This window comes from Actinacidiphila glaucinigra (genome assembly GCF_035918135.1).
GTDB classification, from domain to species: Bacteria; Actinomycetota; Actinomycetes; order Streptomycetales; family Streptomycetaceae; genus Actinacidiphila; species Actinacidiphila glaucinigra.
Map to the genome: position 1 here is coordinate 3,544,303 of NZ_CP109144.1, position 12,640 is coordinate 3,556,942.

Sequence of the window (12,640 nt, forward strand, 5' to 3'; positions counted from 1 at the left end):
TGGGTTCACTGCCCGGCACGGGCAACGACCCTGGTCAGCGCCTCAACCACGCGAGGGTCGTATTCGTGCGCGGTATCGAGGCGTAACCGCTCCAGCGCCTGCAGCCCCCGGCCCACGGCCGTACCGCTCCCGGCCAGGTCCTCGTAGGCGTTGGCCGTACGCACGATGCGTCCCGCGAGCGGCTGGTCCCGGTACGGATCGGCCTGTCCCTCCACGATCCGCGCGACTTCCTCGGGGGCACCCGTCCGGCGTACGACCTCCGCCCCGAGCAGGGCGATGCGCCGGCGTTCCACCTGATCGAGGGACGAGGTGGCACCACCGGCCACGGGGTCGACGAGGGAGAGCTGGCCGATGTCGTGCATCAGGGCGGCGTGCTCCAGGGCCGCCAGCGCCTTTCCGCCCAGGCCGAGTTCGCGGCCCATGGCGTGGCTGAGCGCGCTGACCCGGCGGGCGTGCCCCACCGGGGTGTAGCCGGCGACCTCGGTGGCCCGGGCCAGCGAGGCGATGGTCTCCCGGTGGGTGGCCCGGATCGCCGCGTGCCGCCGGAAGGCCGTCTGGGTCAGCAGCAGCGGCACCCCGCACACGGGCAGCGCCCACAGTCCGGCCGCCTGCTCGGCCTGCGCCAGCACGACCCCGCCGGCGCACACGGCCGAGCCGACGCCCGGCAGGACGGCCAGTTCGTCGCGGAGGACGGAGGCGAAGGGATGCCCGGCGCGTGCGGTGCCCAGCACGGCGGCCAGCACCGCGTCGCAGAGGATCGTGCTGGCCAGCAGCAGGACGGCGTACCCCGGATGGCCGCCGCTGCCGCCGTACAGCGGCTGCGCGGTGGCGGCGGCGAACGCCACCGTCAGCACGCGCCGTGCCGCCGCGTCGCGGGGCGCTCCCCTCAGCTGCCCGGCGACCACCGCCGCGGCCGAGACCGCCACCACGACCGCCACCGCCTCGGCCGCGAGCAGCGCATACGCCAGGGCCCCGGCGAAGGCGACGGGGGCGGCCTCCCGGCCCTCGGGTTCCGGGATCCGGAAGACCTCGCCGACGACGACCAGCGCCCCGAAGGCGGCGGCCGCCGCGGGATCGGCGACGCCGTGCACCGCCGTCCAGACCGTCGCGGCGCCGCCCACGGCGAGCGCGAGCCCGTGGACGGCGAACACGACGGACGGCGTGCGCCTGCGGTGACGCCGGTGGTCCCCGCCGCCGCGGCGTCCGGGGGCGCTCACGGGCGCGGCTCGGGGGTACGGCGCGCAGGGGCGTCACGGCGGGCGTGGCGCCGGGCCTGGGCGGGGGCGAAGGGTTCGGGCTCGTCGGCGGTGACCGCCGGGTTCCAGCCCTCGCGGCGGACGGCGCGGATCAGCGCCTGCACCATGAGCGGGTCGAAGTGGCTGCCGGCGCAGCGGCGCAGCTCGCCCAGCGCGTCGTCGACGCCTCGGGTGGCCTGGTAGGCGCGGGTGGAGGTCATCGCGTCGAAGGCGTCCGCCACGGCCACCAGCCGCGCGGAGGACGGGATGGCCTCGCCCGCCAGGCCGTACGGGTAGCCGGATCCGTCGAGGCGTTCGTGGTGGTGGAGGATCGCGGTCCGGGCGTCGTCGAGGAAGGCGATGCCGCGCACCATCTCGTGGCCGTAGCCGGGGTGCAGCTCGATGATCCGCCGCTCCTCGGGGGTGAGCGGGCTGTCCTTGCGCAGCACGCGGGTGGGCACCCCGAGCTTGCCGATGTCGTGCAGGATGCCTGCCAGCCGCAGCGCCTCCACCCGCTCGGGCGGCAGTCCGATCTCGCGGGCGATCAGCGCCGACGCCCGCCCGACACGCTCGCTGTGGCCCCGGGTGTAGCGGTCCTTGATCTCCACGGCCTGCACCAGCGCCCGGACCGTCGCCCGGTGCGCGGCCCGCTCGCGGCGGGCCTGGCCCACGACCCAGCGCGCGATGTGCGTCGGCAGCAGGGCGAGGACCGCGGCCACCGCCCCGTACGGGCCCTGCCAGAGCACGGCGGCCATGAGCCCCACCAGGCCGTAGGTCAGGTGCGGGGCGAGCGGCTCCAGCAGTGCCTCCCGCCAGGCCGCCGACGGGGCGGTGCGCTCGGCGGTGATCAGCACGCCGGCGGTGAGGGCGGCGGAGAACAGGCAGAAGGCGAGGACGGCCGCGAGCGCGGGCACCAGCAGCCCCGGCAGCCGCGCGAAGGGACCGTCCCCGAAGGCGGTGCGCACCTGGGCCGCTGCGGCCGTCGCCAGGGCCAGCTGCGCGGCGTGCCACACGCGCCGCACCGGGCGCGGCTCGCCCCGGACGGGTGCGAGCAGTCCGCCGGGCACGGCGACGAGTGCGGCCGCGCCCGGGGGAAGCAGGAGCGCGGCCGCGAAGAGCACCGGGGGCAGTGATGCCCCCGTGCGTTCCCCCGCCGCGTAGAGCACCGCCAGCACGGCGGCGGTCGCCCAGGGAGTGCCCTCGTGGGGGCCCGTGACGAGGGCGCCGCAGGCCGACACGACGACGACCGGGATGTAGACCCGCGCCGCCGCGGGGAGCATCCGGACCGTCCGCTTCGCACGCACCCCACCGAGGCTAGGGGCGCGGCCGCCGCCCGGTGGGTGAGCGGCCGCGATTCCCGCCTTCGGGTGATCCCGGGTGACCTGCCGGTGCCGTGTGCGTCAGACGGCCGGGGAACCGGTCGGCGCGCTGCCGCCGTCGGCCGGCTCCGGTACCGGCGCCACCTCGCCTGCGCGGATCAGCTCGATCCGCGTGAGCACCTTGGAGCGCAGGTCCGTGGGCACGTCGTCGTGCCCGCAGCAGCGCTTGACCAGCTTCTTGACGGCCTGCTCGAGTCCGTACTTCTCCAGGCAGGGGTGGCACTCGTCGAAGTGCTGCTTGAACTTGGCGCAGGCGTCGTCGGACATCTCGTTGTCCAGGTACTCGTAAAGATGTTCGAGCACCTCGGAACAGTCCGTCTCATGCGGGTTGCCGCAGCTCATGTGCCCGAGCCCTTCTCGTCGCCCGCGCCCGCCGGGACGAGCCCGCGCTCCCGCGCGTAGTCCTCCAGCAGCGAACGCAGCTGCCGCCGCCCACGGTGCAGACGGGACATCACCGTACCGATGGGGGTTCCCATGATGTCGGCGATCTCCTTGTAGGCAAAGCCCTCGACGTCGGCAAGATAGACCGCGATCCGGAATTCCTCCGGGATCGCCTGCAGCGCCTGCTTCACGTCCGAGTCGGGCAGGTGGTCCAGGGCCTGGGACTCGGCGGAGCGCAGACCCGTGGACATGTGCGACTCGGCGCGTGCCAGCTGCCAGTCCTCGATCTCCTCCGTGCCGCTGCGCTGGGGCTCGCGCTGCTTCTTGCGGTAGGAGTTGATGAAGCTGTTGGTGAGGATGCGGTACAGCCACGCCTTCAGGTTGGTGCCCTCACGGAACTGGTGGAACGACGCGTACGCCTTCGCGTACGTCTCCTGCACCAGGTCCTCGGCATCGGCCGGGTTGCGGGTCATGCGCAGCGCCGCCGAGTACATCTGGTCCAGGTACTCCAGGGCGTCCCGCTCGAAGCGCGCACTGCGCTCGACGTCGGACTCCGGAGTCACCTGCACCTCAGGCACCTCGGACGGGCTGTCGTCGTTGCCGCTGACCGGACCCACCTCCTCCACGACGGTCACGGGGCCGTAAGCGGACCCCACGCCATCGGAGGATATCCCGGGCGGGATCGGCGCGCTGTTCCTGTTGGCCCCGCCCGTCGACGGCCACTCCGGCCACGACAGGTACGGCGCCTCGGCACGCGCCCGGCACTCGGCTCTGACCATCCGGCTGCCTTCCTCACTGTGCGTACGTTTTTTCGTGCGGACGCCTGGCACAACACGGGCCGCGCACCGCTCATTCCCGAAGCGGGGGCAGTTCCTCCAGCCAGCCCAGCACCGCGTCGGTGATGACGCTCAGTGCTGCCTCCTGGGTGATGTCCGCCGACTTCGGGACGGCGAACCCGTGGTCGCCGAAGGGCACCCCGACCGGCTCGTACCCCTCGGGGAACTCCTCGGGGCGGCCGAAGGGGTCGCGCCCGCCCTGGACGACCAGAAGATGCACACCCTTGAGCGCCGCCGCGAGGAGCTCGTCCTTGCGGGACTTCTCCGGCTTCCCCGGCGGGTGCAGCGGGAAGGACAGCGCCAGCACCGCCACCGCGCCCAGTTCCGCCGCCGTACGGCAGGCCACCCGGGCGCCCGCGCTGCGGCCGCCGGCGACCACCGGCAGACCGGGCCGGGCGAGCGCCGGCCACAGCGCCGTCCACGCGGTGTCCAGGGTCTTCGGCGCGGGCGCCAGCTTCCTGCCGGCCACCCGCCAGGGCTGCTCCACCAGCGCGACCGTCCAGCCGTGCGGCGGCAGTGCCGCTGCCAGGGCCCGCAGGTCGCGCGCCTCGACGCCGCCTCCCGCGCCGTGGCCCAGCGCCACCACGGCGCGGGGGCGACGCGCCCGGTGCCAGGTGACGCGGGCGTCCCCGACGGGCGTCGGCACGGTCTCCATGATCTCGCTCACAGCGGCCAGTCTGGCACCGCGGGCGGTCAGAACAGCGTCGCCTCCTCGGGCGCCTCGATCGGCTCGACCAGCTCCGGCCCGTTGTTGCGGACGTTGCTCACCTCGGTGCGCACGGGGTGCACGCGCAGCAGGCCGGGCCGCGGCGGCGCGAGCAGCGCGCGCAGGTCCTCGACGCCGGTGCGCGTGGGGTCGAGCCAGTCGTCCCAGTGGTCCGGGGTGATCCACAGCGGCATGCGCGGGTGGATCTCGGCGAGTGAGCGCGGACCGCCGGGGCGCTCGTCGGCGTCGGCGAAGGGCTCGCTCCAGGCCTCCGTGGTGATGACGGTGCAGGTGACCCACCAGGCGCGCGGATGCTCGTCGGGCAGGGTGCGGTCGCGCCAGAACTCGTACAGCCCGGCCATCGCGAAGACCGAGCCGTCGACGGGGGTGACGAAGTACGGCTGCTTGCGGGGCCGCTTCCTCTTCCCCTGCTCCTCCAGCTGCCGCTCGTCCTTGCCGGTGACCCACTCGAAGTAGCCGTCGGCGGGCAGCAGGCAGCGGCGAGAGGCAAAGGGGCGGCGGTAGGAGGACTTCTCGTGCACGGTCTCGGCCCGCGCGTTGATCATCTTGACGCCGACGTCGGGCGTCTTCGCCCAGCTCGGCACCAGCCCCCAGCGCAGGGCGCGCAACTGGCGCACGATCTCGCCCGTCTCCTTGTCCGGCCGCTCCAGCACCGCGTAGGTGCTGTCGGTGGGCGCGACATTCCAGTTGGGGTCCAGCGCCTCCGTGGGATCCCATTTCTGCACGTCGAACACCTCGACGAGATCCTCGGGCCCCCGGCTCGCTGCATATCGACCGCACATGAGTGCCAGATTGCCACGGCGCGGACACAGCCGGGCACCGTATGGTGCGGAACCGTGCAGCTCATCGACTCGATCCTCGGCACCCAGCCCGCGCCCTCGTCCTGGCTGGTGGGCGTCACCGCGGCCGTCGCCCTGGCCGCGGTCCTGCCGCACGCCCTGTGGCGGCTGTCCCGCAACGCGATCACGATCGCCCACGAAGGAGGCCACGGCCTCGTCGCCCTGCTGTCCGGACGCCGCCTGCAGGGCATCCGGCTCCACTCGGACACCTCGGGCCTGACCGTCTCCCGGGGCAAGCCGTACGGCCTCGGCATGATCCTCACCGCGGCGGCCGGGTACACCGCGCCGTCCCTGCTGGGCCTCGGCGGGGCCCTGCTCCTCGCGGCGGGCCACATCACGGCGCTGCTGTGGGGGGCGACGGCCCTGCTGCTGGTGATGCTGGTGATGATCAGGAACGCGTACGGGGTGCTGACGGTGTTCCTGACCGGTGGCCTCTTCCTGCTGGTGTCCTGGCTGACCGAGCCCGCCGTCCAGGCTGCGTTCGCCTACCTCGTGGTCTGGTTCCTGCTGTTCGGGGGCGTGCGGCCGGTGCTGGAACTCCAGCGCAAGCGGCACGGCGGTGCGGCCCCGGGCTCGGACGCCGACCAGCTGGCCCGGCTGACCCACACCCCGGCGGCACTGTGGATGCTGTTGTTCTACGCGGTGGCGCTGCTGTCGCTGTTCGGCGGCGGCCGCTGGCTGGTGGGGCTGTAGCCCTTGCGGGCGGGTTACTGTTTCCTTGAGGTTTCGTCCGCTTTGTGAGCGATTCGCCTTCTCCTTGAGCCACTACGCTTGGGGCCATGACCGGTAACCCCGCGCACACCGCCCTGTGGGCCGCGCCGCTCGCGTCCGCCCCCGTCCACGCGACGGTCACCGTGCCCGGATCCAAGTCGGTCACCAACCGCGCCCTGGTGCTCGCCGCGCTCGCCTCCGAGCCGGGCTGGCTGCGCCGTCCGCTGCGCAGTCGCGACACCGTGCTGATGGCCGACGCGCTGCGCGCCATGGGCGTGCAGATCGACGAGGTCGTCAACCCCTACGGCGGCGAGGCCTGGCGGGTCATCCCGGCCGGGCTGCACGGGCCGGCCACGGTCGACGTCGGCAACGCCGGCACGGTGATGCGGTTCCTGCCGCCGGTCGCCGCGCTCGCCGACGGCCCTGTGCACTTCGACGGCGACCCGCGCAGCCACGAGCGTCCGCTCAACGGGGTCATCGACGCACTGCGCACCCTGGGCGCCCGCATCGACGACGAGGGCCGCGGCGCGCTGCCGCTGACCGTGCACGGCGGCGGGGCGCTGGACGGCGGTCCGGTGTCGGTCGACGCGTCCTCGTCCTCCCAGTTCGTCAGCGCCCTGCTGCTGTCCGGCCCCCGCTTCAACCAGGGCGTCGAGGTACGGCACACCGGCCCGACGCTGCCGTCACTGCCGCACATCAAGATGACGGTGGAGATGCTGCGGCACACCGGCGCCAAGGTGGACACCCCGGAGAACGGCGGCGAGCCGAACGTGTGGCGGGTCGACGCCGGCGCGCTGCTCGGCGTCGACCTCACCGTCGAGCCGGACCTCTCCAACGCCCAGCCCTTCCTCGCCGCCGCGCTGGTCACCGGCGGCCGTGTGGTCATCCCCGACTGGCCGCGCCGCACCACCCAGCCCGGTGACGCGCTGCGCGAGCTGTTCACCCGGATGGGCGGTTCGTGCGAGCTGACGGACACGGGCCTGGTCTTCACCGGCTCCGGCCGCATCCACGGCATCGACGCCGACCTGTCGGAGGTCGGCGAGCTCACCCCCGGCATCGCGGCGGTCGCCGCGCTCGCCGACTCCGAGTCCGTGCTGCGCGGCGTGGGCCACCTGCGGCTGCACGAGACCGACCGGCTGGCCGCGCTGAGCAAGGAGATCAACGAACTCGGCGGCGACGTCACCGAGACCGAGGACGGGCTGCGCATCCGGCCGCGGGCGCTGCGCGGCGGCGTCTTCCACACCTACGACGACCACCGGCTGGCCACCGCGGGCGCCGTCCTGGGCCTGGCCGTCGACGGCGTCCGGGTCGAGAACGTCGCGACCACCGGCAAGACGCTCCCCGACTTCCCCGAGATGTGGACGGCCATGCTGGGTGCCGCACCGGCGGCCCCCACGTCCCCGGTCCGGGCCTGAACCATGCGGCGCTACGGCAAGCACACCGACGAGGACGACGTCCGGGTCCGCCCGAACCGCAAGGGGAACCGTCCCCGCACCAGCATCCGGCCCAAGCACGAGGACGCCGAGGAGGGCTTCGTCCTCACCGTCGACCGGGGCCGTGTCACCTGCCTCGTCGAGGACCGGACGATCACCGCGATGAAGGCCCGTGAACTGGGCCGCAAGGGCATCGCGGTCGGGGACAGGGTCGGCATCGTCGGCGACCTGACCGGGGAGAAGGACACCCTCGCGCGGATCGTGCGCGTCGAGGAGCGCAGTTCGGTGCTGCGCCGCACCGCGGACGACACCGATCCTTACGAGCGGGTCGTCGTCGCCAACGCCGACCGGCTCGCCATCGTGACCGCCCTCGCCGACCCCGAGCCCCGGCCCAGGCTCATCGACCGCTGCCTGGTGGCGGCGTACGACGCCGGGCTGGAGCCGCTGCTGGTGCTCACCAAGTCCGATCTCGCCTCGGCGGAACCGCTGCTGGAGACGTACGCGCCATTGGGCGTCCCCTACGTCGTCACCAGCCACGAGAACTTCGACGCCGAGGCGACGGCGGCCGTCCGCGAGCAGCTCAAGGGCCGGATCACCGCCTTCGTCGGCCACAGCGGCGTCGGGAAGACCACCCTGGTCAACGCACTGGTGGAGCGCCAGCGCGCGACCGGCCACGTCAACGCGGTCACCGGACGCGGCAGGCACACCACCACCTCGGCGCTCGCGCTGCCGCTCAGTGGAGCGCAGGGCTGGGTCATCGACACCCCGGGGGTGCGCTCCTTCGGGCTCCACCACGTCGATCCGTCCCGGGTCATCCACGCCTTCCCCGATCTGGAACCGGGCACGGCGGACTGCCCGCGCGCCTGCAGCCACGACGAACCGGACTGCGCGCTGGACGCCTGGGTGGCCGACGGGCACGCCGAACCCGCCCGGTTGTTCTCGCTGCGGCGGTTGCTCGCGACGCGTGAGCGCAAGGAAGGGGACTGAGGCGCCATTTCCGGGCATGCTGTGTGATGATCGCTCATCGACAGACGGAAACGGGAGGGCGCTCGATGGCCTGGCTCCTCGTGGTGGTCGCCGGACTCCTCGAAACCGGCTTCGCGGTCTGCCTCAAACTCTCCCACGGGTTCACCCGCCTGTGGCCGACCATCGCGTTCTGCGCCTTCGCGCTCGGCAGTTTCGGCCTGCTCACGCTCGCCCTGAAGAAGCTCGACGTCGGGGCCGCGTACGCGGTGTGGACGGGCATCGGGGCGTCCGGGACGGCGATCTACGGCATGGCCTTCCTCGGAGACGTCGTCTCGACCCTGAAGCTGATCTCCATCGGCCTGGTCGTCATGGGCGTCATCGGGCTCCAACTCTCCGGCTCCACCCACTGATCCGTCGCCCTCGCCGGTCGGCCCCGGTGCCGGTCCGCGCCCGTCACCAGCCGCGCCGGAGAAGTCCCCGGACCAGCCGGGCGACCCGCCGGCACGCCTCCTCGTCGGAGGCCGCGGGGGCGAGGACGTAGGAGACGGTGACGCGCACCGCGGTCCCGCAGGCCCAGTCGGCCTCGGCCTGGTCCAGCTTGGGGAAGCGCCGCCCCAGCACGGTCACGGCGCGCGCCCCGAAGGCGTCGAGGAGTTCGGCCGGGGCGAGCGGGGCGTCGTCCTTGCGCAGCCGCCGGCCCGGCAGCCGTGGCAGCGGCACCGGCACGACGGCCGCCGCCGGGACCCGGTCCCCGCGGCAGCCGGTGAGCACCGCGCGCACCAGCGGGCTGCGGCGGGCGCTGTGCAGGGTCCAGGCGGTCGCCGCGGCGAAGCAGTCGCCGGCGTCGGCGCCCTGCCGCCCGGCGGTGTCCAGGGCACGTTCCACGCCCGCCAGGAACGCCTCGGCCTCCCGCCGCGCCAGGGCCCGCGCGAGCCCCTCCTTGGTGCCGAACTCGTTGTAGAGGGTCTGCCGCGACACCCCGGCGGTGGCCGCGACGTCCACCATCCTGATCGTCGCCCACGACCGGTCGCCCAGTGCGGACAGCGCGGCGTCCAGGAGTGATTCACGCGCTGTCGGCACGATCGCCTCCAAGGTCTCGAGCGGTCTCGAGCGGTACCGAGCGGCCTCAGGGAGCTGTGGGGCCAGAATTGACGCGCCGTCGGTCGGTGTCAACCCTCCCCGCGCTCCGTGCGTGACCTCGACCTCCCACGATCGATACTGTTCGCTCCATGCCGGACTTCAACGACGATCTGCGCCTCGCGCACATCCTTGCCGACGCCGCCGACGCCGCCACCATGGAGCGCTTCAAGTCCCTGGACCTCAAGGTAGAGACCAAGCCCGACATGACGCCGGTCAGCGAGGCGGACAAGCGCGCCGAGGAACTGATCCGCAGTCAGCTCGGCCGGGCCAGGCCGCGCGACGCCGTGCTCGGCGAGGAGTACGGCACGGAGGGCAGCGGCCCGCGGCGCTGGATCGTCGACCCGATCGACGGCACCAAGAACTACGTCCGCGGGGTGCCCGTGTGGGCGACCCTGATCGCGCTGATGGTGCGCGGGGAGGGAGGCGACGAGGGCGTCGTCGGCCTGGTGTCCGCGCCCGCACTGGGGCGCCGCTGGTGGGCGGTGAAGGGCGGCGGGGCGTACACCGGTCGCAGCCTGTCCTCCGCCACGCGGCTGCGGGTGTCGCAGGTGAGCCGGCTTGCGGACGCCTCCTTCGCGTACTCCTCGCTGAGCGGCTGGGAGGAGCAGGGCCGCCTGGACGGCTTCCTCGACCTGACCCGGTCCTGCTGGCGGACACGCGCCTACGGTGACTTCTGGCCGTACATGATGGTCGCCGAGGGCGCGGTGGACATCTGCGCCGAGCCGGAGCTGAGCCTGTGGGACATGGCGGCGAACGAGGTGATCGTGCGCGAGGCCGGCGGGCGCTTCACCAGCCTGGACGGGACCCCGGGGCCGTACGGCGGGAACGCGGCGGCGTCCAACGGGCTGCTGCACGAGGAGACGCTCGCCTTCCTGAACCGCCCGTAGTCGACCGCCCCCTCACACTACCGATCACCCTCCGCACGCCCCTTGCTGCGGACCGCGGCGCATGTGAACATGAGAATGCGTGAGCTTGTGCATTTGTGAAACGATTCTCAAGACGGCCACGACGCAGCCCGAGGGGTATCCCATGCTCGTACGCGACGCCATGAGCACGGTCGTTCTCACGGTCGGTCCCGCCCACACCCTCCGCCAGGCCGCCCGGCTGATGTCCGCCCGACGGGTGGGCGCGGCGGTGGTACTCGATCCCGACACCTGCGGTCTCGGCATCCTGACCGAGCGCGACATCCTCAACGCCATCGGTGCGGGGCTCGACCCCGACCACGAACTCGCCGCCGCCCACACCACCACCGACGTGGTCTTCGCCGCGCCCCGGTGGACCCTCGAAGAGGCGGCCGCCGCAATGGTGCGCGGCGGCTTCCGGCACCTGGTGGTGCTGGACGACCGCAACCCGGTCGGCATGGTCTCCGTACGCGACATCGTGCGCTGCTGGCAGCCCGCGCACGCGGCCCTCACCGGCTGACGGCCGGACCGGACGTGGATCGGAGGGGGCCGGGTGCCTGGACGCACCCGGCCCCCTCCGGGCCTGTGGGACGGACGCCGGTCAGCCGCGCAGGGCCTGGACGGCGGCCTCCAGCCGCTTTCCGAAGTCCTCGTCGGCACGGCGGAAGTTGCCGATCGCACGCTCGGCGATGTCGTCGCGCGACACCTTGGCGATGAAGCCGGAGAGGTTGGCGACCAGGCGCTCCCTCTCCTCCTCCGACATCAGCCGGTAGAGGTCGCCGGCCTGCGCGAAGTCGTCGTCCTCTGCGTGCGAGGGCGCCTCGTGGTTGCCGGTGTACCCGGTGACCGTGGTGGCCGACCACAGGGGACGGCCGGTCTGGGCCGGGCCTCCGAAGCTGTTCGGCTCGTAGTTCCTTGCCCCGCCGTGGCGGCCGTCGTAGAGCGCGCCGTCGCGGCCGTGGGTGCGCGCCTCGGTCGCGTGCGGGCGGTTCACCGGCAGGTGGTCGGCGTTGATGCCGACGCGGTAGCGGTGGGCGTCGCCGTAGGCGAAGAGCCGGCCCTGCAGCATCTTGTCCGGGGACGGGCCGATGCCGGGCACGAAGTGCGCCGGGGAGAAGATCGCCTGCTCGACCTCGGCGAAGACGTTCTGCGGGTTGCGGTTGAGCTCCAGCCTGCCGATCTCGATCGGCGGGTAGTCCTCGTGCGGCCACACCTTGGTGAGGTCGAACGGGTTGAAGCGGTAGGCCGCCGCCTCGGCCGCGGGCATGATCTGCACCTGCACGGTCCAACTGGGGAACTCGCCGCGCTCGATGGCCTCGCGCAGGTCGCGCTGGTGGGAGTCGGGGTCCTCACCGGCGATCCGGTTGGCCTCGCCCTGGGTGAGGTTCCTGATGCCCTGGTCCGTCTTGAAGTGGTACTTGACCCAGAAGACCTCGTCCGCCTCGTTGGTCCACTGGTAGGTGTGCGAGCCGTAGCCGTTCATGTGGCGGTAGCTCGCGGGGATGCCGCGGTCGCCGAACAGCCAGGTCACCTGGTGCGTCGACTCCGGGGACAGACTCCAGAAGTCCCAGACGTTGTCCGCCTCCTGGGAGCCGGTGTACGGGTCGCGCTTCTGGGTGTGGATGAAGTCGGGGAACTTGACGGCGTCCTTGATGAAGAACACCGGGGTGTTGTTGCCGACGAGGTCGTAGTTGCCCTCCTCGGTGTAGAACTTCAGCGCGAAGCCCCGGGGGTCGCGCACCGCGTCCGCCGCGCCGAGGTTGCCCGCCACGGTGGAGAACCGCAGGAAGGTCTCCGTCTGCTTGCCGACCTCCGAGAGGAACTTCGCCCGCGTGTACTTCGTCACGTCCGCGGTCACGGTGAAGGTGCCGTAGGCGCCGGCGCCGCGTGCGTGCACCACACGCTCCGGGATGCGCTCGCGGTTGAAGCGGGCGAGCTTCTCCAGCAACTGCTGGTCCTGGACCAGGACCGGCCCTCCCAGGCCCGCGGTCTCGCTGTTCTGGTTGTCCGCGACCGGGGCGCCCGCCTCCGTGGTCAGCGGGCCGGTCTCCTGAACCGTCACGTGCCTCTCCCTGGGTTGGTGCTGTGCCG

At 73.0% G+C, this 12,640-nt stretch carries 14 protein-coding genes; 6 read left to right on the forward strand and 8 right to left on the reverse strand.

The genetic code is table 11. From position 1 onward, the window contains the following. Positions 1-5: 5 nt before the first annotated feature. From OIE69_RS15470 to OIE69_RS15495, 6 genes are all read right to left on the reverse strand, one after another. Positions 6-1,217, reverse strand: a complete 1,212-nt coding sequence (locus tag OIE69_RS15470; protein WP_392567512.1) for an HD-GYP domain-containing protein — start codon at positions 1,215-1,217, stop codon at positions 6-8. Next, entirely contained in the window at positions 1,214-2,515 is a 1,302-nt protein-coding gene (locus OIE69_RS15475; RefSeq protein WP_326581172.1) for an HD-GYP domain-containing protein, read from the reverse strand. The genes OIE69_RS15470 and OIE69_RS15475 overlap by 4 nt, the downstream gene beginning before the upstream one ends. 120 nt (positions 2,516-2,635) lie before the next feature. Then, complete coding sequence (gene rsrA / locus OIE69_RS15480; RefSeq protein WP_326572525.1) at positions 2,636-2,956, reverse strand: mycothiol system anti-sigma-R factor; 321 nt, start codon at positions 2,954-2,956, stop codon at positions 2,636-2,638. Beyond that, positions 2,953-3,612, reverse strand: a complete 660-nt coding sequence (locus tag OIE69_RS15485; protein WP_026251453.1) for a sigma-70 family RNA polymerase sigma factor — start codon at positions 3,610-3,612, stop codon at positions 2,953-2,955. Before OIE69_RS15485 ends, rsrA begins: the two co-directional genes overlap by 4 nt. Before the next feature lie 232 nt (positions 3,613-3,844). Beyond that, on the reverse strand, positions 3,845-4,486 hold the full coding sequence (locus OIE69_RS15490; protein WP_326581174.1) for an alpha/beta hydrolase family protein: 642 nt from the start codon (positions 4,484-4,486) through the stop codon (positions 3,845-3,847). 38 nt (positions 4,487-4,524) lie between these two features. Next, positions 4,525-5,340 (reverse strand): SOS response-associated peptidase, encoded by an 816-nt coding sequence (locus OIE69_RS15495; protein ID WP_326572526.1) that lies wholly within the window; start codon positions 5,338-5,340, stop codon positions 4,525-4,527. A gap of 54 nt (positions 5,341-5,394) precedes the next feature. Between OIE69_RS15495 and OIE69_RS15500 the strand changes: the two genes are divergently transcribed. The 4 genes from OIE69_RS15500 (at position 5,395) to OIE69_RS15515 (ending at position 8,917) form a co-directional block, all read left to right on the forward strand. After that, positions 5,395-6,090, forward strand: coding sequence for a M50 family metallopeptidase (locus OIE69_RS15500; protein ID WP_089224051.1), 696 nt, complete (start codon positions 5,395-5,397; stop codon positions 6,088-6,090). Positions 6,091-6,176: 86 nt separating this feature from the next. Continuing rightward, positions 6,177-7,523, forward strand: coding sequence for a 3-phosphoshikimate 1-carboxyvinyltransferase (gene aroA, locus OIE69_RS15505; protein ID WP_326572527.1), 1,347 nt, complete (start codon positions 6,177-6,179; stop codon positions 7,521-7,523). A gap of 3 nt (positions 7,524-7,526) precedes the next feature. Further along, on the forward strand, positions 7,527-8,528 hold the full coding sequence (rsgA, locus tag OIE69_RS15510) for a ribosome small subunit-dependent GTPase A (RefSeq protein WP_326572528.1): 1,002 nt from the start codon (positions 7,527-7,529) through the stop codon (positions 8,526-8,528). 65 nt (positions 8,529-8,593) lie between these two features. Beyond that, positions 8,594-8,917: a DMT family transporter gene (locus tag OIE69_RS15515; RefSeq protein WP_018561551.1), complete on the forward strand. Its 324-nt coding sequence runs from the start codon at positions 8,594-8,596 to the stop codon at positions 8,915-8,917. A gap of 43 nt (positions 8,918-8,960) precedes the next feature. On the opposite strand, the gene OIE69_RS15520 is transcribed toward OIE69_RS15515, so the two are convergent. Next, on the reverse strand, positions 8,961-9,587 hold the full coding sequence (locus tag OIE69_RS15520) for a TetR/AcrR family transcriptional regulator (protein ID WP_326572529.1): 627 nt from the start codon (positions 9,585-9,587) through the stop codon (positions 8,961-8,963). A gap of 149 nt (positions 9,588-9,736) precedes the next feature. On the opposite strand from OIE69_RS15520, the gene hisN reads away from it, so the two are divergent. Together hisN and OIE69_RS15530 are read left to right on the forward strand one after the other, a co-directional pair. Next, a complete protein-coding gene (hisN, locus tag OIE69_RS15525; protein WP_326572530.1) occupies positions 9,737-10,534 on the forward strand; it encodes a histidinol-phosphatase in 798 nt (265 codons plus the stop codon). A gap of 142 nt (positions 10,535-10,676) precedes the next feature. Next, positions 10,677-11,069 carry a CBS domain-containing protein gene (locus tag OIE69_RS15530; protein ID WP_089224055.1) on the forward strand — a complete coding sequence of 131 codons (393 nt, stop codon included), beginning with the start codon at positions 10,677-10,679 and terminating at the stop codon, positions 11,067-11,069. A gap of 81 nt (positions 11,070-11,150) precedes the next feature. On the opposite strand, the gene OIE69_RS15535 is transcribed toward OIE69_RS15530, so the two are convergent. Further along, the gene (locus tag OIE69_RS15535; protein ID WP_326572531.1) at positions 11,151-12,611 is read right to left on the reverse strand and encodes a catalase; all 1,461 of its coding nucleotides are present in this window, start codon (positions 12,609-12,611) and stop codon (positions 11,151-11,153) included. Between the last annotated feature and the right edge of the window lie 29 nt (positions 12,612-12,640).